The following is a 19,069-nucleotide window of genomic DNA, read 5'->3' as shown; positions in this document are numbered from 1 at the left end:
CCACCTTCAAGGAAATCCGCATGACCACGACTCAGAAAATCGCCCTCGTCACCGGCGCCACCCGCGGCATCGGCCTGCACACCGTGCGCCAGCTGGCCGAGGCCGGCGTGCACACGCTGCTGGCCGGCCGCGATTCCACCCGCGCCACGGCCGCCGCGCTGGAACTGCAAGGGGAGGGCTTGCCGGTGGAGGCGCTGACCCTGGACGTCACCGACGCCGCCAGCATCGCCGCCGCGGTGGCGACGGTGCAGGCGCGCTATGGCCTGCTCGACATCCTGGTCAACAACGCCGGCATCATGCTCGATGACATGAAACTCGCGGTCTGGCAGCAGAGCCTGGAGACCTGGCGCACCACCTTCGACACCAACGTGTTCGGCCTGATCGCGGTGACCCAGGCGTTCCTGCCGCTGCTGCGCGCCGCGCCGGCCGCGCGCATCGTCAATGTGTCCAGCGTGCTCGGCTCGGTCACGCTGCACAGCCAGCCGGGCTCGCCGATCTACGACTTCAAGGTGCCGGCCTACAACGTGTCCAAGAGCGCGGTGAACGCGTGGACCGTGCAACTGGCCTACGAACTGCGCGACACCCCGATCAAGGTCAACAGCATCCATCCCGGCTACGTGAAGACCGACATGAACTCGGGCGAGGGCGAGCTGGACGTGGCCGACGGCGCGCGCAGCAGCGTGATGATGGCGCTGCTCGATGCTGATGGCGCGACCGGCAGCTACACCCATGTGGGCCAGGTGCTGCCATGGTGATCCGGCCCGCGATCGGCGCGCTGGCGCTGGCGCTGCTCAGCGCCTGCGCCAGCGTCGGCCCCAACTACCGTGCGCCCGACCCGGCGCCGGTGACGCTGCAGGGCGCGGCGGCACCGGTGTTCGCGATCACCTCGCCGGTGGCGTCGTGGTGGGCGCAGTTCGACGACCCGGTGCTGGAACAGCTGGTGCACCAGAGCCTGGTCGCCAACCTCGACTTGCGCATCGCCCTGGCGCGCGTGCACGAGGCGCGCGCGGTGTTCGCCGAACGACGCCTGGACCAGGCGCCGCACGTCACCGCCAACGGCGACTACAGCCGCGGCAAGGCGCCGGATGCCGACGCCGGCGGCGCACGGGTGCTGACCGAGCGCTACAGCCTGGGCTTCGATGCCGGTTGGGAACTGGATTTGTTCGGACGCCAGCGCCGTGCCAGCGAGGCGGCGCGCGCCGACCTGGAAGCCGAGCAGGCCGGCATGGCCGATGCGCAGGTCACCGTGGCCGCGGAAGTGGCGCGCAACTACTTCGAATTGCGCGGCGCGCAGAAACGCATCGCGGTGGCGCGCACCACCCTGGACAACCTGCGCGATACCCAGCGCCTGACCGAGACCCGCTCGCAACTGGGCGCCGGCAGCGAACTGGACGTGCAGAGCAGCCGCGCCCGTCTCAAGGCGATCGAGGCGGACATCCCGTTGCTGGAAGTCAGCGAAGCGCAGGCCCGGCATCGGCTGGCGGTGCTGCTGGGCGGTCCGCCAGGCGCGCTGGACGACCTGCCGGCGCCGCGCGCCACGCCCGCCTACGCCCGCGCGCTACCGCTGGGCGATACCACCCAGCTGCTGCGCCGGCGACCCGACGTGCGTATTGCCGAGCGCCGGCTGGCGGCGGCGACGGCGCGGATCGGCGTGGCCACCGCCGACCTGTTCCCGCGGATGAGCCTCAGCGGCTTCGTCGGCTTCCTGTCCGGCGATGCCGGCGCGCTGTTGCAGGGCAGCAGCAAGGCCTGGTCGCTGACCCCGTCGATCAGCTGGGCGGCGTTCGACTTCGGCACCGTGCGCGCGCGGCTGCGCGCCAGCGAGGCGCAGGCCGACGGCGCCGCCGCCGACTACGAGAAGGCGGTGCTCGGCGCGCTGGAGGACACCGAGAACGCCTTGACCGCCTACGCCAAGCAGCAAGCGCGGTTGGCGATCGTCGTCGAACAGGCGCAAGCGGCAGGCCGCGCCGAAGCGCTGGCGCAGATCCGCTACCGTGCCGGTTCGGAGGATTTCCTGACCCTGCTCGATGCCCAGCGCACCAAGCTGAGTGCCGACGATGCCCTGGCCGATGCCGAGGCCTCGGTCAATGTCGGCGTGGTGCGGGTGTACAAGGCGCTCGGCGGCTGGGGCCAGGACGCGGTGTTGCCGCCGGAGGTGGCGCTGGCAACGCCGCTGCCTGTGCCGGTCGCACACTGACGGCGCGAGCGTCCCCGACGCCGCACACGACCACGAAGAAGTTGCGCATCATCACCACACCACAATGGCGCCAGCCGGGTCCAGGTGGGATGGCCGCAGCACTGTGCCCTATTGCCTCGCAGCGGCGCTGCCATGGTGCGGCGAAGGCGACACGGCGCCTGGGATTACGCTTCGCTGCCGTCGATCGCTTGCAGCCCGTTCTGGCTTAGCGCGAGATCGCCATCTTCGCCTTGCGCGGCATAATTCTCGCGCACCGCCCAAGCCGTCTCCGCTTCGCCGACCGGTCTGGTGGCATGGATGTCCTGCAGGATGCGCAGTTGTTCCTGGGTCAATGACATGGCGGGGCGTCCTGATCTGAAGGTCATCGCCTACCGTACAGACCGACGGTGATGGGCATGTGGGCGAGTAACGCATGTGTCTGCGTTGCCGGTCCTGTGCCCCGGATTGCTGTCTCGACGTGGTCGGCGTGGTCCGTCTCCTTGCCCCACCGCGACGGCCCCGACATCATTCCGCAACGCCCCAAGGACGCTGCCGTAACGGATGCACGCGCATGATTCGCCTACCAGCTGTGCGGCCGAAGGCGACGCTCGGGGCTGCTTCAAGGATGCAGGCATCCGCGGCTGGACCACTTTCATTAAGCACCGGCAGATCTCATGCCTGCTGCTGCCGACATTGCCGGATGGCGCTGCGTTCAAGCGTTGCCCGGCCGTTGCGGCGGGCCATGCTTGCGACAACCTGCCTGGCAATCCATTGCTGCAATGGGCAGATGAAAAAACCGAATTGCCCGGATGCTTGGGGAAGATCGGGTTCTGTGCGTGGGCCTTGGATTCAGGCGACCATCGCACCCACCTAGACTTCGCCCCACCGATCAGGGTTTCGCCCCGAACCCGTTATCCGCTGCGCTTCAGATCGATCATGCTGTGCATACGCCATGCAGCGAACGAGGACTGCCATGCCACGCATCAACCGCGTGCGCGCGCCAGAAACGCCAGCGGAAATTCCGCAGCACGCCGAATCGAGTACGAGCGCAGCACCGGGCGAGCGGCCGCGGCCGCTTGGCGCAACGCAACCCAGTTCTGGCCTGCTCAGCGGCCTGTTCAGACGTTTTCCTCGTCAGCGCGCGCGCCATCCGTCAACGCCATCGCGGCGCAGCGATGCGCCCGGCCAGCAACCCACCCCGGATGCGCTCCACCATCCGATGCAAGCGGCGGCGGCACCTTCTCCGCTCGTCCTGGCGACACCTTCGCCTGCGCAAGCGCTGCAGCGCCAGCCGCTCCGGCAACGCAGCGAACCGATTCAATCTTACGAGCGCGTGCTATCGCAGTGGCGCCAGCAATGCGAGGCTGAAAGCTCCAGTTGGTTAGGCGCCTCGAGCTCCATCTACGCGCCGGCACATAGAAATAGAATCGAGTCCCATCCCCGCGTCGCGCTACAAGCCACTGCAAGGATGCTGGCACGTGCAACGTCTCCCAACGTCACCTCATTGGATATCGAATATCTCCCGCTGCCACGGCTCCCGGAGCAGACGTTCCGCTTTTCGCATCTTCAAAATATGACGATCAGAGGAACTGGCCTGATGGAACTTCCCGAGTCCATCGGCGACCTGACCAGCCTGCGGACATTGAAGTTAGATGCAAATCCGATCAGCGCGCTGCCTGCGTCCATCTCCAGGCTAAAGGAGTTGCGAGCGCTCTCCGTCCTCTCCTGCCCTGAATTGTCCGAACTCCCCGAGGATCTTGCGATCCGCAATGCATCCGGCGAGCGCGAAGGATTGGTCAACTTGCAGAAGCTTGAACTGTCGAACACCGGGATCCGCTCGCTCCCGCCGTCCCTCCGACGCTTGAAAGAGTTGAAGGAAATAAAGATTGCCAATTCACCACTTGCCGAACTCGACAGCAGCATTCATGGCCTGCCCAAGCTGGAGCAACTGGATCTGAGTGGCTGCACGGAGTTGCGCGAATACCCGCTTATTTCACAAGCGCGAGCGCCGCTGAAGAAAATCATTCTGAGAGACTGTAGCAATCTGCGCTCGTTGCCACGTGATATACATAAACTGTCGCAACTTCAGAAGCTCGACCTGCGCGGCTGCGACAATCTGCAAAGGCTGCCTGTCAGTATTTTTCGGCTACCTGCGGATTGCACGATCCTAGTTTCACCACGTCTGCAACATGAACTCGACCGAATCCTCTCTATCCGCTCCGAGCCGACTTCTGCCCTGGCGGCCTGGGCAGCTCGGGTGGCCCAGGCTGCCCGGGCTGCCCGGGCTGCCAGGGCTGCCCAGGAGGCCACGGGTGCATCTTCTTCTGCCGCGACGTCCAGCAGCAGTGAAACGCAACAGCAAGCGCACAAGAGGATCGATGACACCGCGTACGCCCTGCTGCATCTGGTGATGGAGGAAAGAAATCCCTTCGTTGCGGACGCTCCGTTTTTCATTCCGGAAAAGCGCTGCCCTGGAACTCCCACCATGCTTGGTGAGGTATCCTCAATCGCCATGATGCTCAGTGAAAGCAAAACCAATGAATTTATCGAGAAATTGGATGGAATGGCGCAAAGGTTGCGCGAAAGTGCACCTATCCGCAGCGGTGCCGAAGCGCAAGGCGATTATCTGGCCGCTACGAACGATTGGCTGGCGCTGAAGAATTCACATCTTGGCATCCGTGACGAGAATAATAAAAATATATTTCGTTGTGATAGCAAGATCAATGCAGTCAATCTGTCTAAAGCGGTGCAGATGTGGAAGGTGCGCGAAATGCTGGTTCTTGAAGATCCGAGAGACCGCGAACACTTTCCCGAGATAGCGCTTCATATCCCGGACGAAGCGCGCGAAGATTCTGTAAATGATTGAGAGCTGCCAACAAAACCGATTGAGCGCTGTATCCGGCTCCGGTCAGTCCTGCATCGCATCATGACAGTGGCAAGTCCTGGAAGCAGTCCGCGCAAATGTGATCTGCGCTTGCAACGCTAGGCGGCGCCTGGCAGAGACGCCTTGCGTATTCGCCTCGCGCGATGCGCGATGGCGTGCAGCACGCTGCCGATCGCACGTGTGAGATTGCCGAACACCACGTTGACCCACCCAGTAGCAGGCGCCTCGGTCGCATCACGACCGCCACTAGTGTCCAGCGTCTTCCGGCCGACGCAAGCAAGCCAGTCCAGCCCTGGGCGGCGTCGCCCCCGGCCGTGCAGGGCGCGGATGAGCAAGCGGTAACCTGTCAATGGGGGCAGTCAGCGCGCAGAATAACGCTGGCATGCAGCACCACTGGTGCGCTTCATACAAAACGATACCTCAAACGATACCTGGAAGGGGTATCGTTTGAGGCTCGTGAATCACCAATAAACCTTGCAAAATCAAGCGGCTTAGGCTGGCTTTGCAGGTGAGAATGGTGGAGGTGGGCGGAATCGAACCGCCGTCCGAAGGCACTCCATCCCCGGCACTACATGCTTAGCTCATCGTTGGATCTCATCCCGGAACAGCACGATGTGCGGAGCGCATCCCGGGACCAGCCTGCTTCATTTAGCCAATGGCTGACAGGCAGCCACCACCGGCGATTCCGTGATAATGACCCTACGTCGCGAGCACGGACACAAGCGATTTCGGGGCTAGGCCTTAAGCGGCCAGTGCGTAGTTGTCGTCGTTGGCAACTATAAGTTTGCTGCTGGATTTACGAGGAAAGCGGCCCCCTCGGCATGCGCCAAGCGATTTTGCAACCCCCGTCGAAACCAGTGCACCCCCGGGGAAAACGTAAAACGCTGACGGGTACAGTGTAGGGATCGGGGAGGGCAGTCACAAGCCTTGCGGCAAAGGCGGCTTAAGCTGGCTTCACTCGGCGCGGCCGCTACCGGCAGTGCCGACGGATCTCCCCAGGCATGGAGCACCGCTATGGCAACCAGGCAACAGCGTGCGCGCGCCGGCGGACGGGCGCAGAAGCGAGCGGCCGCGGCCGCGACGGCAGCGCCAAAACCGCCTGAAGCAGCAGCGCACGCCGGCCGGGCGCCGCCCGCGCGGCGGACCGCTGCGGCGAAGCAGGCCAAGCCGAAGAAGGCGGTTGCGCAGCCGGCCCAGGCGAAAACCGCGGAAACGGCAGCCGCGCGGCCGAGCAAGCCAACGCGGCGCATCGCGGCGAAAACAGTGGCTGGCGACAAACCCAGGACAGACGCGCCCAAAGCGACCAAGTCCAAGACAGCAAGGTCCGAGACAGCCAAGCCCGGGACAGCCAAGCCGGAAGCTTCCCCCAGGCGCGTGCCGTCCTCTCATCGCGACGCAGCCACCGCCAGCGCCACGCGCGCGCGGGCGCCTGCGCGCGCGACCCTGCCCAAGGCCACCGGCGAAGGCTCGTTGGCGCAGGGGCCGGCGCGCACGGTCGTCTACCTGCATGGTATTGGCAACAAGCCGCCGGCCGAGGTGTTGCGCTGCCAGTGGGACCGCGCCCTGTTCGGTCGCGAGATGGGCGAGCGCACGCGCATGGCCTACTGGGTCAGCCGCGAGCGCTATCCGTCGCCGGAGACGGGCGGTTGCCAGGACCAGGACCGCGGCCCGGCGCTGAACCAGGCCGAGCAGCGGGTGCTCGGCGCGTTGGGCGTGGTGCCGCAGCTGGCCGATCTGCGCCAACTGGCCGATGCGCTGGCCGGCAGCGACGCGGAGCGTGCGTGTCTGCAGCAGTTGCTGGATGAGGTGCAGGCCGCCGCGCCGGAGGCTGCCGGCCTGCACGCGCAGGGGCCGATCGACGTGCTGAACCGGATGCTGCTGAAGCTGATCTCCGCGGCGCTGCTGCAGGACGTGCACGATTTCTTCTTCGTGCCGGCGCGGCGCGAGCAGATGCGCGAGAGCCTGCTGCAGCGCCTGCGCGCCGGTGGCGGTCCGTTCGTGGTGGTCGCGCACAGCCAGGGCTCGCTGATCGCCTACGACGTGCTGCGCGAATTCAAGGCCGAGGGCTGCGAGGTGTCGCTGTTGCTGACCCTGGGCTCGCCGCTGGGCCTGCCGGTGGTGCGCAGCATGTTCACGCAGTGGACCGGCACGCCGAAGCTGCCGTTTCCGGCTTGCGTGAAGCGTTGGGTCAACGTCACCGAGCGGCGCGATCCGGTGGCGCTGGACGACGACCTGAGCGACGACATCGCCGATGCGCAGGGGCGTTTCCACACCATCGCCGGGTCGCGGATCAATCCGGATTGGCAGCGCAACCCGCATTCCGCTTCCGGCTATCTGTCCATCCCCGAGGTCCGCGCCGAGCTGCGGCGCGCGGTGGGGGTCGGTTTCGACCAGCCGATCGCGCATCCGGTGCTGATCAAGGACTTGTCCGATCAGTTGGAGGCGCGCGCGCCGGACTATCGGCACGAGGTGCTGATCGAGCTGGACCGCCTGCCGGGCGACCGCGCGCCGGCGCAGTTGAAGCGCGATCTGGTCGCGGCGCTGCGCGCGTTGACCCAGGCTTCCACCGGTTTGAAGGGCGACGCGCTGGACGCGGCGATCGCGCTGGAGGACACGCTGCAGCGCTACGTGTCGGCGCGCCTGACCCGGTTCGAGATCGAAAGCCTGCGCGATCGCTGTCGCGGCCTGAGCCTGAAACGGCTGTGGCGCGATGCCGGCAAGCGCGCGCTGATCTACCAGTCGCGCAGCACCGTGCAGGCCGACGCGGCGCAGGTGGCGTACCGTGCGCTCGGCGCCGGCATCGGCTGGGCGGTGCTGGACAGCGGCATCGCCGCGGCGCATCCGCATTTCCAGCAGCCCGGTCTGGCCGAAACGGTGCTGGTGCAATGGGACTGCACACAGCGCGGTCGCGCGCGCGAACTGCGCCGCCGCGACGGTGACGGCTTCGCCGCGCTGGATGGCAACGGCCATGGCACCCACGTGGCCGGGATCATCGCCGGGCAGTGCGAGGCGCCGTTGCCCGGGGGGGCGCCGGCCACGCCGCTGCGCTTCGCCGGCATGGCGCCGCAGGCGCGGCTGTACGGGCTGAAGGTGCTGGACGACGACGGCAACGGCCGCGATTCGTGGATCATCAAGGGTGTGCAGCAGGTCGCCGAGATCAACGAACGCGCCGGCGAGCTGGTCATCCATGGGGTCAACCTGAGCCTGGGCGGCTACTTCGACGCGGAGAGCTACGGCTGCGGCTTCACCCCGCTGTGCAACGAACTGCGCCGGCTATGGCGGCAGGGTGTGGTGGTGGTCATCGCGGCCGGCAACGACGGCCTGGCCTGGCTGGTGCAGAACGACGGGCAGGCCTATCCGTTGAACCTGGACCTGAGCATCGGCGATCCGGCCAATCTGGAGGAAGCGCTGGCGGTGGGCTCGGTGCACAAGAGCAGCCCGCACAGCTATGGCGTGTCGTATTTCTCCTCGCGCGGGCCGACCGCCGACGGCCGGCACAAGCCGGACCTGGTGGCGCCGGGGGAGAAGATCGTCTCGGCCCATCACCGCTACGCCGCCGACGACCCCGGCACCTGGATGGTGGAGATGAGCGGCACCAGTATGGCGGCCGCGCACGTGTCCGGGCTGATCGCCGCGTTCCTGTCGGTGCGCCGCGAGTTCATCGGCTTCCCGGACCGGGTCAAGCAATTACTGCTCGACCAGTGCCTGGACCTGCAACGCGATCCGTACATGCAGGGGCAGGGCTTGCCGAGTCTGATGCGGATGCTGGGGGCGGCGTGAGGGTGTTGCTGGGGCTCGGGACTCGGGACTCGGGATTTTCGCAAGTTCGCCGCATTTCTGCTTTTCTGTAGGAGAGGCTTCAGCCCCGACGCGTTACCGGTAAAGCGTCGGGGCTGAAGCCCCTCCTACAAAAAAAAGCGGCTGCGCCGGAGCTGCAAAAAAAGCCGCTTTTTTTAAAAAAATCGGCCCTTTTTGCATCAAAGCGCTTGACATCGATTTACCCCGGGACATCATCCTGCCGTCCCGAGTCCCGAGTCCCGAGTCCCGAGTCCCGAGTCCCGAGTCCCGAGTCCCGAGTCCCGAGTCCCGAGTCCCGAGTCCCGAGTCCCGAGTCCCGAGTCCCGAGTCCCGAGATCCCGGCCTCACGCGTTCTTGTTGTGCCGCCGCATGATCCGCTGCTTGTCGCGGGCCCAGTCGCGGTCCTTGGCGGCGTCGCGCTTGTCGTGGTCCTGCTTGCCCTTGGCAAGCGCGATCTCGAGCTTGATCTTGTTTTTGCTCCAGTACATCGCGGTGGGCACCAGGGTGTAGCCGTCGCGCTCGACGCGGCCGATCAGCTTGTCGATCTCGCTCCGGTGCAACAGCAGCTTGCGGGTGCGGCGGTCGTCGGCGACCACATGGGTGGAGGCCTGGATCAGCGGGGTGAACTGCGCGCCGAACAGGAACAGTTCGCCCTGGCGCACGAACGCGTAGCTCTCGCCGATGTTGGCGCGGCCGGCGCGGATGGACTTCACCTCCCAGCCCTGCAGGGCCAGGCCGGCTTCGTAGCGGTCCTCCAGGTGGTATTCGTGGCGCGCACGCTTGTTCAACGCGATGGTCTTGTTGGCCGTCGCGCCGTTTGCTTTATCCTTGGCGGGTTTCTTGCTCATCTTGCTATTGTCTCCGATTCGGGGCCTCCCGAACGTCTTGGTCCACTTTCCCCGCACCGAATGCCTATCATCCGCCGCAGCGCCCTGGTCGAACACCCCGCAACGCGCATGTTCGATCTGGTCAATGATGTCGCCGCCTACCCGCGCCGCTTCGCCTGGTGCGATGCGGCGCATGTGCTCGAACACAGCGACCAGCACTTGGTGGCGCGGCTGGACCTGGGCCTGGGCTCGTTCCGGACCTGGTTCACCACTGAAAACCGGCTGCAGCGCCCCGACCGCATCGATATGCTGCTGCGCGACGGTCCGTTCAAGCGTCTGCAGGGGCAGTGGGAGTTCCATGGTTTCAACGACCATGCCAGCAAGGTCAGCCTGATGCTGGATTTCGAACCGGCCTCGCGGCTGCTGGGACCGGCGCTGGCGCTGGGGTTCCAGAGCCTGGCCGACCGCATGGTCAATGATTTCGTGCGCGTGGCCGACCGCGAAGACGCATGAGCGGGCTGCGGGTCGAGGTGGTGCTGGCCTGGCCGGAGCGCTTCGTCGCGCGCACGCTGCAGTTACCCGAAGGCGCCACCGTCGCCGATGCGCTGGCGGCGGCCGCACTGGCCGAAGCCGAGCAGGGCATGCCTTGCGCGATCCACGGCAGCGTCGTCGCACCCACCCAGCTGTTGCACGACGGCGACCGGGTCGAACTGCTCAGGCCATTGCTGGCCGATCCGAAGGACGCCCGGCGGCGGCGCGCGAAACCGCGCTAGCGTCGCCGCACCGGCCGCCACTGCGCCCGCTTACTCGCTGCGGCGCTGTTTCTTCTTGTCCTTGGCCAGGTTGCGGCCGAACTGGCGCACGCTGTTCTTGGCCAGCTCCGAATCGTTCTCCGGGAAATAGTCGCCTTCCCAGCGGGTCACCGTGTCGTTGTCGAAATAGACGACGAAATTCTTGATCTCGGTCCTGCCCAGGCGGTCGAGGCGCTCGGTCGAGGTGTAGTCCCAGCGCTGGGCATGGAACGGATCCGGGATCGACGGGGTGCCGAGCAGTGCGTTGACCTGCTGCTTGCTTTGGCCGACCTTGAGCTGATCGACGGCCGCCTGCTTGATCAGGTTGCCTTGGTAGATAGGCTGCTTGTAGATGATTCCGCAGCCAGCGGTGGACAGGGCAACAGCGGCGACCAGCAAGAGATTGCGCATCGGGGACAGTACTGAGGGAAATCGGGTCGATGATACACTCCCGCCGACCGCCGCGACCCACCCCGAGGCAGCTGGCGTTAAACCAGCTATGAACGGAGCCACCATGGAATCCCACGATCTGCGCAAAGTCGGCCTGAAGGTCACGCATCCCCGGATGCGCATCCTGGAGCTGCTTGAGCAGAAGTCGGCGCGTCACCACATGACTGCCGAAGAGATCTACCGCCAGCTGCTCGACCACGGCGACGAGATCGGCCTGGCCACGGTCTACCGGGTACTGACCCAGTTCGAGGCGGCCGGGCTGGTGCTCAAGCACAATTTCGAAGGCGGCCAGGCGGTGTACGAGCTGGACCGTGGCGGCCACCACGACCACATGGTGGACGTGGATACCGGGAACGTCATCGAGTTCGAGAGCGCCGAGATCGAGGAACTGCAGCGCAAGATCGCCGCCGAGCATGGCTACGAACTGGAAGAGCATTCGCTGGTGCTGTACGTGCGCAGCAAGCGCCCGGGCGCCAAGAAGGGCTGAGCCGGCGCCCGTACGCGCGCGGTCGCGTGCGACTCAGGGCCATCGCCGCGGACCGCGTGGGAGAGGAAGGGCCTCAGTGGCTTCGGTTTCTACGGATTGCCAGCTGTCACTGATCTCCCGGCTCCGTTCGTCGCGACTGAAGTCGCTCCCACAGGGGGCTTGCGGCGAGCCGGCTGGGTGCACTGTGGGAGGGACTTCAGTCCCGACGCCTTCCGCCTCCGGCTCGTCGGACGGCTCCGCTCGTCGCGGTTGAAACCGCTCCTACAGGGGCTCGCGACGAAACGGCTGGGTGCACTTTGGTAGGGGCTTAAGCCCCGACCCGACACCATCCGAAGCCTGCAGCTTCATATCGCCTGACGGCTCGAATCACAGGGCTCGAGTCGCCTGATGGCTCGAGGCGACCCAGCGACATGCGCGCAGTAGCGCTCCGATTGTCGAACCGAACCCCAGGCGCAGCCCGCCAGCCCGGCGCAGCCCGGCACAGCGCCTCAACCAGCGCTCTGCAACAGCCGCTTGGCCGCGGCGCGGGCTTCCTTGCTGACCTCGACCCCGCCCAGCATCCGCGCCAGTTCTTCCTCGCGCTGGCGCGGCGCCAGCAGTTCGACCGAGCTCTGGGTCATGCCCTCGACCGGCGCCTTGCTGACCCGGTAGTGGGCGTGGCCCTGCGCCGCGACCTGCGGCAAGTGGGTCACGCACAGCACCTGGCGCTGCTCGCCGAGCGCGCGCAGCTTCTTGCCGACGATGTCGGCGACCGCGCCGCCGATGCCCGAATCCACTTCATCGAACACCATCGTCGGCACCGCGTCCAGGCCCAGCGCGGCGACCTCGATCGCCAGCGAGATGCGCGACAGCTCGCCGCCGGAGGCGACCTTGCGCAGCGCGCGCGGCGGCTGCCCGGCGTTGGCCGCGACCAGGAATTCGACGCGCTCGGCGCCGGCCGGGTCGGGGCGCTCGGCCTCGTGCGGCTCGAGCTGGATCTCGAAGCGCCCGCCACCCATGCCCAGCTCGCCGATCAATGCTGTGGTGTCGCGCGACAGCGCCTGCGCGCCGCGCTGGCGGGTGCCGCTGAGTGCGGCCGCAGCCTCGCGCCAGGCCTGGGTGGCGCGGGCGATCTCCGCATCCAGCACGTCCAGCCGTTCGCCGGCCCCGCGCAGGCCCTCGACTTCGGCCAGCAGCGCGTCGCGGTGCTCGCCCAGCGTGTCCGGGGTGACCCGGTGCTTGCGTGCCAGGTCGTGCAGCCGGCCCAGCTTGCGTTCCATGTCCTCGAACTGCGCCGGGTCGGCGTCGAGGTCGTCGCGCACCCGGTCCACCAGCGCCAGCGCCTCTTCCAGCTGGATCGTGGCGCTGTCGATCAGCGCGTCGACCTCCGCCAGGCGCGGCTCGTACTCGCCGACCTTGCCGAGCTCGTGGCGGGTCTGCTGCAGCAGGGCCAGCACCGCCGGCGCCTCGTCGCCGTTGAGCCGCTGCGCCGCGCCTTCGCAGGCGCCGATCAGCGCCGCGGCATGGGCCTGGCGGCGATGGTTGGCGTCTAGTGCGGCGATCGCCGCCGGCGCCAGGTCCTCGCGCTGCAGCTCGGCCAGCTGGTGCTCGAGGAAGCCGATCCGGTCGGACACGTCGCCCTGCGCCAGCAGCGTTTCGCGCTCGGCCAGCAGCGCCTGCCAGCGCGCGGCAGCGGCGCGCACCGCGGCGCGTTCGGCCTCGTTGCGGGCGTAGGCGTCGAGCAGGCCGAGCTGGCTGCCGCGCGAGAGCAGCGCCTGGTGTTCGTGCTGGCCGTGAATCTCGACCAGGTGGCCGGCCAGTTCGGCCAGCTGCGACAGGGTCACCGGGCGGCCGTTGATCCAGGCGCGCGAGCCGCCGTCGGCGCGGATCACCCGGCGCAGCTGGCATTGGTCGTCGTCGTCGAGTTCGTTCTCGCGCAGCCAGGCGCGCGCCGGGGCGGCCTCGGGCACGGCGAATTCTGCCGACAGTTCGGCGCGGTCGGCACCGTGGCGGACCACGCCGCTGTCGGCGCGCAGCCCGGACAGGAAGCCGAGCGCGTCCACCATCAGCGACTTGCCGGCGCCGGTTTCGCCGGACACCACGGTCATGCCAGGGCCCAATTCCAGTTCGGTGCCGCGGACGACGGCGAAATCCTTGATCGAGAGATGTGTGAGCATGAGGGTCGGAATCCGGGGCCGCGCAACGCTAGCACGCGCGCGTAGGTGGGCCAATCACTTGCCAAGCCGGCATGCAGCCATTATCTAGTGTCCAGTCTCACGGATTGATTGCATGCGCGCCTACCCGGTCCACTCCTCGCTCGACCCACGCGCCCGGCAGCTGTTGCGCACGCTGATCTCGCGCTATATCCGCGACGGCGAGCCGGTCGGCTCGCAGACCCTGGCCCGCCACGCCGGGCTGGACCTGAGCCCGGCGACGATCCGCAACATCCTGGCCGACCTGGAGGATGCCGGTCTGCTCAGCTCGCCGCACACCTCGGCCGGGCGCATTCCCACCGCCACCGGCTACCGGGTGTTCGTCGACAGCCTGGTGCAGATGCGCCCGCCGGGCGAGGGCGAGGTGGCGCGGCTGCGCGCGGAGATGAGCAACGCCGCCGGCACCCAGGCGCTGCTCGGCAGCGCCTCGGAGCTGCTGTCGGCGATGACCCATTTCGTCGGCGTGGTCAGCGCCCCCAAGCGCGAGCAGTTCGCGTTCCGGCACATCGACTTCGTGCCGTTGGACGCGCGCCGGGTGCTGGCGATCCTGGTGTTCGCCGACAACGAGGTGCAGAACCGGGTCATCGAACCGCGCAAGGCCTACGAGCCGGCCGAGCTGGAGCGGGTGGCCAATTATCTGAACGCGCATTTTGCCGGGCGCGCGCTGGCCGACATCCGCGCCAGCCTGGTGCGCGACCTGCGCCATGCGCGCGACGAGATGGAGCTGCTGCTGGCGCATAGCGTGGAGCTGGCCGAGCAGGCGCTGGCCCCGGTCGGCGACGACATGGTGCTGGCCGGGCAGACCAAGCTGATGGGGGTGCAGGACCTGTCGGACCTGGAGCGGTTGCGCGAGCTGTTCGAGATCTTCGCCAGCAAGCGCGAAATCCTGCAGCTGCTGGAGCGCACTATCCGCGCGCCGGGGGTGCGCATCTTCATCGGCGAGGAGACCGGGGTGGTGCCGCTTGAGAGCGTGTCGCTGGTCACCGCGCCGTACATGGCCGGCGGCCAGGTGCTGGGCGTGCTGGGCGTGATCGGTCCCAAGCGCATGGACTACGACCGGGTGATCCCGCTGGTGCAGACCGCCGCCGAAGTCCTCGGCGCGGCCCTGGACCCGACCCCACCGAGCGAACGCTGACCGCTTCGCGCCCGTACAGGGCAGCGTCGGCACTGCCTTTCCGCCAGCCAGCCAATCCCCAGGCCGCGTGTCCCCCGGGTCCCGAGTTCCCGGTCCCGAGTCCCGAACACGCAACACAGCATCTTGAATCCGCCGCACACGCCCACATAGGTGGTGCGGTAGGGCGGGTGTATCTCCCGCCAGGGAACCGGAAATGAACCAAGATCACCCCGAATTCGATTCTGAACACCTCTCCGAGGCACAGCAGCCGGCCTCCGATCCGCTTCAGGCGGAGATCGAGACGCTACGCAGCGAGCTGGCGCTGGTCAAGGCCGACGCCCTGCGCGAGCGCGCCGACCTGGAAAACCAGCGCAAGCGCATCGCCCGCGACGTCGAGCAGGCGCGCAAGTTCGCCAATGAGCGCCTGCTCGGCGACCTACTGCCGGTGTTCGACAGCTTGGACGCCGGCCTGAGCGCCGCGGGCAGCGAGCCCAGCCCGCTGCGCGACGGCCTGGAGCTGACCTACAAGCAGCTGCTCAAGGTCGCCGCCGACAACGGCCTGACCCTGCTCGACCCGACCGGGCAGCCGTTCAACCCGGAGCACCACCAGGCGATCAGCCAGGCCGAGGCCGACGGCATCGCCCCGGGCCATGTGGTCCAGGTGTTCCAGAAGGGCTACCTGCTCAACGAGCGCCTGCTGCGGCCGGCGCTCGTGGTGGTGGCCAAGCACGATTGACGCGTGCCGCCGGTGCGCGGCGCCTGAATCGGGCGCTGCCGCGGCGCAACGCTAATTTGCGGTGATGGCTTGAATGACCTGCGGCCATCCCTATATCCGAACCAGACCCCGGCAGCGGCCGGACACCAGAAATTTTCAGGAGTCATCCAATGGGCAAGATCATCGGTATCGACCTGGGCACGACCAATTCGTGCGTGGCGATCATGGACGGCGGCAAGGCCCGCGTCATCGAAAATTCCGAGGGTGACCGCACAACGCCCTCGATCGTCGCTTACACCAAGGACGGCGAAGTGCTGGTGGGCGCCTCGGCCAAGCGCCAGGCGGTCACCAATCCGAAGAACACCTTCTACGCGGTGAAGCGCCTGATCGGCCGCAAGTTCACCGACGCCGAAGTGCAGAAGGACATCGGCCTGGTGCCGTACGGCATCGTCCAGCACGACAACGGCGACGCCTGGGTGGCCACCGCCGACGGCCGCAAGCTGGCCTCGCAGGAAATCTCCGCGCAGGTGCTGGAGAAGATGAAGAAGACCGCCGAGGCGTTCCTGGGCGAGACCGTCACCGAGGCGGTTATCACCGTGCCGGCGTACTTCAACGACAGCCAGCGCCAGGCGACCAAGGACGCCGGCCGCATCGCCGGCCTTGACGTCAAGCGCATCATCAACGAGCCCACCGCCGCGGCGCTGGCCTACGGCCTGGACAAGGGCCAGGGCGGCGACCGCAAGATCGCGGTATACGACCTGGGCGGCGGCACCTTCGACGTGTCGATCATCGAGATCGCCAACGTCGACGGCGAGAAGCAGTTCGAAGTGCTGGCCACCAACGGCGACACCTTCCTGGGCGGCGAAGACTTCGACAAGCGCGTCATCGACTACCTGGTCGAGGAATTCAACAAGGACCAGGGCATCGACCTGCGCAAGGATCCGCTGGCGCTGCAGCGCCTGAAGGATGCGGCCGAGCGCGCCAAGATCGAGCTGTCGTCCTCGCAGCAGACCGAAGTCAACCTGCCGTACGTCACCGCCGACGCGTCGGGTCCTAAGCACCTCAACATCAAGCTGACCCGGGCCAAGCTCGAGGCGCTGGTCGAGGACCTGGTCAAGCGCACCATCGAGCCGTGCCGCACCGCGCTCAACGACGCCGGCCTGCGCGCCAGCGACGTGACCGAGGTGATCCTGGTCGGCGGCCAGACCCGCATGCCGAAGGTGCAGCAGGCGGTGTCCGAGTTCTTCGGCAAGGAACCGCGCAAGGACGTCAACCCCGATGAGGCCGTGGCGCTGGGCGCGGCGATCCAGGGCGGCGTGCTGGCCGGCGACGTCAAGGACGTGCTGCTGCTCGACGTGACCCCGCTGAGCCTGGGCATCGAGACCCTGGGCGGCGTGTTCACCAAGATCATCGAGAAGAACACCACGATCCCGACCAAGGCCTCGCAGACCTTTTCAACCGCCGAAGACAACCAGTCCGCGGTCACCGTGCACGTGCTGCAGGGCGAGCGCGAGCAGGCCCGCTATAACAAGTCGCTGGCCAAGTTCGACCTGTCCGGGATCGAGCCGGCGCCGCGCGGCCTGCCGCAGGTGGAGGTGTCCTTCGACATCGACGCCAACGGCATCCTGCACGTGTCGGCCAAGGACAAGAAGACCAACAAGGAACAGAAGGTCGAGATCAAGGCCGGCTCCGGCCTGTCGGACGACGAGATCCAGCGGATGGTCGCCGACGCGGAAGCCAACCGCGAGGAAGACAAGAAGTTCCACGAGCTGGTGCAGGCGCGCAATCAGGCCGACGGCCTGATCCACGCCACCCGCAGCGCGATCACCGAGCACGGCAGCAAGGTCGGCGGCGACGTGATCGGCAAGGTTGAGTCGGCGCTGGCGGACCTGGAAACGGCGATGAAGGGCGACGACAAGGGCCAGATCGAGGCCAAGACCAAGGCGCTGGAAGAAGCGGGCCAGTCGCTGTACGCGGCTGCGGCCGCCGGCGAACAGCAGCCGGGTGCTGCCCCGGGTGGCGCGCAGGCCGCCGGCGACGACGTGGTCGACGCCGAGTTCACCGAGGTCAAGGACGACAAGAAGTAAGACCGGGACTCGGGGCTCGGGACCCGGGACTCGGCAAGGCGACTTGCCGGGTCCCGATGGTTTCCGGTCCTGCCATTTTTTTCCGGTCCTGCCGTTATCGCCTGGAGTAGCAGCTTTGAATCACTTCCCCTTCCTGCCGGGTCCCGAGTCCCGAGTCCCGAGTCCCGATCTATGAGCAAACGCGACTACTACGAAGTGCTTGGCGTGGCCCGTACCGTCAGCGAAGACGAGCTCAAGAAGGCCTATCGCCGTTGCGCGATGAAGCACCACCCCGATCGCAATCCGGGCGACCATGCCGCCGAGGCCGCGTTCAAGGAGTGCAAGGAGGCCTACGAGGTCCTGTCCGACGGCAACAAGCGGCGCATGTACGACGCGCATGGCCATGCCGCGTTCGAGCACGGCATGGGCGGCATGGGCGGCGGTGGCGGTCCTGGCGGCCCGGACATGGGCGACATCTTCGGCGACATCTTCGGCAACATCTTCGGCGGTGCCGGCGGCGGCGCCCGTGCGGCGCGGCGCGGCGCCGACATCGGCTACGTGCTGGAACTGGACCTGGAAGAAGCGGTGGCCGGGACCGAGCGCCGCATCGACATCCCGACCCTGGGCGAATGCGAGCACTGTCACGGCAGCGGTTCGGAAGACGGCAAGGTCGAGACCTGCAGCACCTGCCAGGGCCGCGGCCAGGTGCGGATCCAGCGCGGCATCTTTGCGATGCAGCAGAGCTGCCCGCATTGCGGCGGGCGCGGTCAGATCGTGCAGAACCCTTGCGGCACTTGCCACGGCGCCGGCCGCGTCGAGGAAACCAAGGTGCTGTCTGTGAAGATTCCGCCCGGCGTGGACAACGGCGACCGCATCCGCCTGTCCGGCGAAGGCGAGGCTGGTCCGGCCGGCACCCCGCCTGGCGACCTGTACGTGGAAGTGCGGGTGCGCGAGCACGCGATCTTCCAGCGCGACGGCGACGACCTGCACTGCGAAGTGCCGATCCGCATCTCCCAGGCCGCGCTCGGCGACACCGTGCGCGTGGCCACCCTGGGCGGCGAGGCGGAGATCCGCATTCCCGCCGAAACCCAGACCGGCAAGCTGTTCCGGTTGCGTGGCAAGGGCGTGCGCTCGGTGCGCAGCCGCAGCGAAGGCGATCTGTATTGCCGCGTGGTGGTGGAAACCCCAGTCAACCTCACCGCCGACCAGCGCAAGCTGCTGGAGCAGTTCGAATCCACTTTCAACGGCGAGGACGCGCGCAAGCATTCGCCGAAGTCGGCGACCTTCATCGACGGGGTCAAGGGGTTCTGGGACCGGATGACGTCTTGACGGGGCTCGGGGCTCGGGGCTCGGGGCTCGGGGCTCGGGGCTCGGGGCTCGGGATTTTCGCAAGTTCGCAGCTTCCGCGCTTTTCTGTAGGAGGGGCTTCAGCCCCGACGCGTTACCGATAAGGCGTCGGGGCTGAAGCCCCTCCTACAAAAAAACGGTTCGCCGGAGCCGCAAAAAAGTGCCGCTTTTTCTTTAAAAAAAGCGGCACTTTTTTATCAAATCGCTTGACATCGATTTACC

15 protein-coding genes and 1 other RNA gene are annotated in these 19,069 nt (G+C 67.0%); 11 read left to right on the top strand and 5 right to left on the bottom strand.

Going from position 1 to position 19,069, the window contains the following annotated elements; all coding sequences use genetic code 11:
• Positions 1-20 precede the first annotated feature (20 nt).
• Positions 21-755, top strand: coding sequence for an SDR family oxidoreductase (locus tag ISN38_RS01805; protein WP_058362163.1), 735 nt, complete (start codon positions 21-23; stop codon positions 753-755).
• On the top strand, positions 749-2,197 hold the full coding sequence (locus tag ISN38_RS01800; RefSeq protein WP_003467977.1) for an efflux transporter outer membrane subunit: 1,449 nt from the start codon (positions 749-751) through the stop codon (positions 2,195-2,197). The genes ISN38_RS01805 and ISN38_RS01800 overlap by 7 nt, the downstream gene beginning before the upstream one ends.
• A gap of 164 nt (positions 2,198-2,361) precedes the next feature.
• Here the strand turns inward: ISN38_RS01800 and ISN38_RS01795 are convergent, their stop codons facing one another.
• Positions 2,362-2,535 carry a hypothetical protein gene (locus tag ISN38_RS01795; RefSeq protein WP_003467978.1) on the bottom strand — a complete coding sequence of 58 codons (174 nt, stop codon included), beginning with the start codon at positions 2,533-2,535 and terminating at the stop codon, positions 2,362-2,364.
• Positions 2,536-3,149: 614 nt separating this feature from the next.
• Here ISN38_RS01795 and xopL point away from each other — a divergent pair.
• Positions 3,150-5,042 carry a type III secretion system leucine-rich repeat domain-containing effector XopL gene (xopL, locus tag ISN38_RS01790; protein WP_206712035.1) on the top strand — a complete coding sequence of 631 codons (1,893 nt, stop codon included), beginning with the start codon at positions 3,150-3,152 and terminating at the stop codon, positions 5,040-5,042.
• Between the two features lie 533 nt (positions 5,043-5,575).
• Here xopL and ssrA read toward each other — a convergent pair.
• Positions 5,576-5,927, bottom strand: a transfer-messenger RNA (tmRNA) gene (gene ssrA / locus ISN38_RS01785).
• A 507-nt stretch (positions 5,928-6,434) separates the two neighbouring features.
• On the opposite strand from ssrA, the gene ISN38_RS01780 reads away from it, so the two are divergent.
• Positions 6,435-8,840 carry a S8 family peptidase gene (locus ISN38_RS01780; protein ID WP_003467982.1) on the top strand — a complete coding sequence of 802 codons (2,406 nt, stop codon included), beginning with the start codon at positions 6,435-6,437 and terminating at the stop codon, positions 8,838-8,840.
• Positions 8,841-9,202: 362 nt separating this feature from the next.
• On the opposite strand, the gene smpB is transcribed toward ISN38_RS01780, so the two are convergent.
• Positions 9,203-9,706 (bottom strand): SsrA-binding protein SmpB, encoded by a 504-nt coding sequence (gene smpB / locus ISN38_RS01775; RefSeq protein WP_003467984.1) that lies wholly within the window; start codon positions 9,704-9,706, stop codon positions 9,203-9,205.
• 60 nt (positions 9,707-9,766) lie between these two features.
• Here smpB and ISN38_RS01770 point away from each other — a divergent pair, with 60 nt between their 5' ends.
• Together ISN38_RS01770 and ISN38_RS01765 are read left to right on the top strand one after the other, a co-directional pair.
• Positions 9,767-10,198 (top strand): type II toxin-antitoxin system RatA family toxin, encoded by a 432-nt coding sequence (locus ISN38_RS01770; RefSeq protein ID WP_003467986.1) that lies wholly within the window; start codon positions 9,767-9,769, stop codon positions 10,196-10,198.
• The gene (locus ISN38_RS01765) at positions 10,195-10,458 is read left to right on the top strand and encodes an RnfH family protein (RefSeq protein WP_003467990.1); all 264 of its coding nucleotides are present in this window, start codon (positions 10,195-10,197) and stop codon (positions 10,456-10,458) included. The genes ISN38_RS01770 and ISN38_RS01765 overlap by 4 nt, the downstream gene beginning before the upstream one ends.
• Positions 10,459-10,488: 30 nt before the next feature.
• Here ISN38_RS01765 and ISN38_RS01760 read toward each other — a convergent pair whose 3' ends face one another.
• Entirely contained in the window at positions 10,489-10,887 is a 399-nt protein-coding gene (locus ISN38_RS01760; protein WP_003467992.1) for an outer membrane protein assembly factor BamE, read from the bottom strand.
• A 103-nt stretch (positions 10,888-10,990) separates the two neighbouring features.
• Here ISN38_RS01760 and fur point away from each other — a divergent pair, with 103 nt between their 5' ends.
• Complete coding sequence (fur, locus tag ISN38_RS01755) at positions 10,991-11,413, top strand: ferric iron uptake transcriptional regulator (RefSeq protein WP_003467994.1); 423 nt, start codon at positions 10,991-10,993, stop codon at positions 11,411-11,413.
• A 488-nt stretch (positions 11,414-11,901) separates the two neighbouring features.
• Here fur and recN read toward each other — a convergent pair whose 3' ends face one another.
• Positions 11,902-13,569, bottom strand: coding sequence for a DNA repair protein RecN (gene recN / locus ISN38_RS01750; RefSeq protein ID WP_058360411.1), 1,668 nt, complete (start codon positions 13,567-13,569; stop codon positions 11,902-11,904).
• A gap of 112 nt (positions 13,570-13,681) precedes the next feature.
• On the opposite strand from recN, the gene hrcA reads away from it, so the two are divergent.
• From hrcA to dnaJ, 4 genes are all read left to right on the top strand, one after another.
• Entirely contained in the window at positions 13,682-14,740 is a 1,059-nt protein-coding gene (hrcA, locus tag ISN38_RS01745) for a heat-inducible transcriptional repressor HrcA (RefSeq protein WP_058361297.1), read from the top strand.
• Positions 14,741-14,933: 193 nt separating this feature from the next.
• Positions 14,934-15,455 (top strand): nucleotide exchange factor GrpE, encoded by a 522-nt coding sequence (gene grpE / locus ISN38_RS01740; protein WP_047324841.1) that lies wholly within the window; start codon positions 14,934-14,936, stop codon positions 15,453-15,455.
• Between the two features lie 149 nt (positions 15,456-15,604).
• Entirely contained in the window at positions 15,605-17,521 is a 1,917-nt protein-coding gene (dnaK, locus tag ISN38_RS01735; RefSeq protein WP_003468012.1) for a molecular chaperone DnaK, read from the top strand.
• Between the two features lie 171 nt (positions 17,522-17,692).
• Positions 17,693-18,829, top strand: coding sequence for a molecular chaperone DnaJ (dnaJ, locus tag ISN38_RS01730; RefSeq protein WP_047324842.1), 1,137 nt, complete (start codon positions 17,693-17,695; stop codon positions 18,827-18,829).
• The last annotated feature ends 240 nt before the right edge of the window (positions 18,830-19,069 follow it).

Origin of the sequence: Xanthomonas translucens pv. undulosa, from assembly GCF_017301775.1 — a bacterium.
Taxonomy (GTDB): domain Bacteria; phylum Pseudomonadota; class Gammaproteobacteria; order Xanthomonadales; family Xanthomonadaceae; genus Xanthomonas_A; species Xanthomonas_A translucens.
This window is presented reverse-complemented; position numbering and strand designations above follow the sequence as displayed.

Coding starts and splice junctions, on each gene's coding strand:
- ISN38_RS01805 (WP_058362163.1), top strand. CDS start 21: ATGACCACGACTCAGAAAATCGCCCTCGTCACCGGCGCCACCCGCGGC.
- ISN38_RS01800 (WP_003467977.1), top strand. CDS start 749: ATGGTGATCCGGCCCGCGATCGGCGCGCTGGCGCTGGCGCTGCTCAGC.
- ISN38_RS01795 (WP_003467978.1), bottom strand. CDS start 2,535: ATGTCATTGACCCAGGAACAACTGCGCATCCTGCAGGACATCCATGCC.
- xopL (WP_206712035.1), top strand. CDS start 3,150: ATGCCACGCATCAACCGCGTGCGCGCGCCAGAAACGCCAGCGGAAATT.
- smpB (WP_003467984.1), bottom strand. CDS start 9,706: ATGAGCAAGAAACCCGCCAAGGATAAAGCAAACGGCGCGACGGCCAAC.
- ISN38_RS01770 (WP_003467986.1), top strand. CDS start 9,767: ATGCCTATCATCCGCCGCAGCGCCCTGGTCGAACACCCCGCAACGCGC.
- ISN38_RS01765 (WP_003467990.1), top strand. CDS start 10,195: ATGAGCGGGCTGCGGGTCGAGGTGGTGCTGGCCTGGCCGGAGCGCTTC.
- ISN38_RS01760 (WP_003467992.1), bottom strand. CDS start 10,887: ATGCGCAATCTCTTGCTGGTCGCCGCTGTTGCCCTGTCCACCGCTGGC.
- fur (WP_003467994.1), top strand. CDS start 10,991: ATGGAATCCCACGATCTGCGCAAAGTCGGCCTGAAGGTCACGCATCCC.
- recN (WP_058360411.1), bottom strand. CDS start 13,569: ATGCTCACACATCTCTCGATCAAGGATTTCGCCGTCGTCCGCGGCACC.
- hrcA (WP_058361297.1), top strand. CDS start 13,682: ATGCGCGCCTACCCGGTCCACTCCTCGCTCGACCCACGCGCCCGGCAG.
- grpE (WP_047324841.1), top strand. CDS start 14,934: ATGAACCAAGATCACCCCGAATTCGATTCTGAACACCTCTCCGAGGCA.
- dnaK (WP_003468012.1), top strand. CDS start 15,605: ATGGGCAAGATCATCGGTATCGACCTGGGCACGACCAATTCGTGCGTG.
- dnaJ (WP_047324842.1), top strand. CDS start 17,693: ATGAGCAAACGCGACTACTACGAAGTGCTTGGCGTGGCCCGTACCGTC.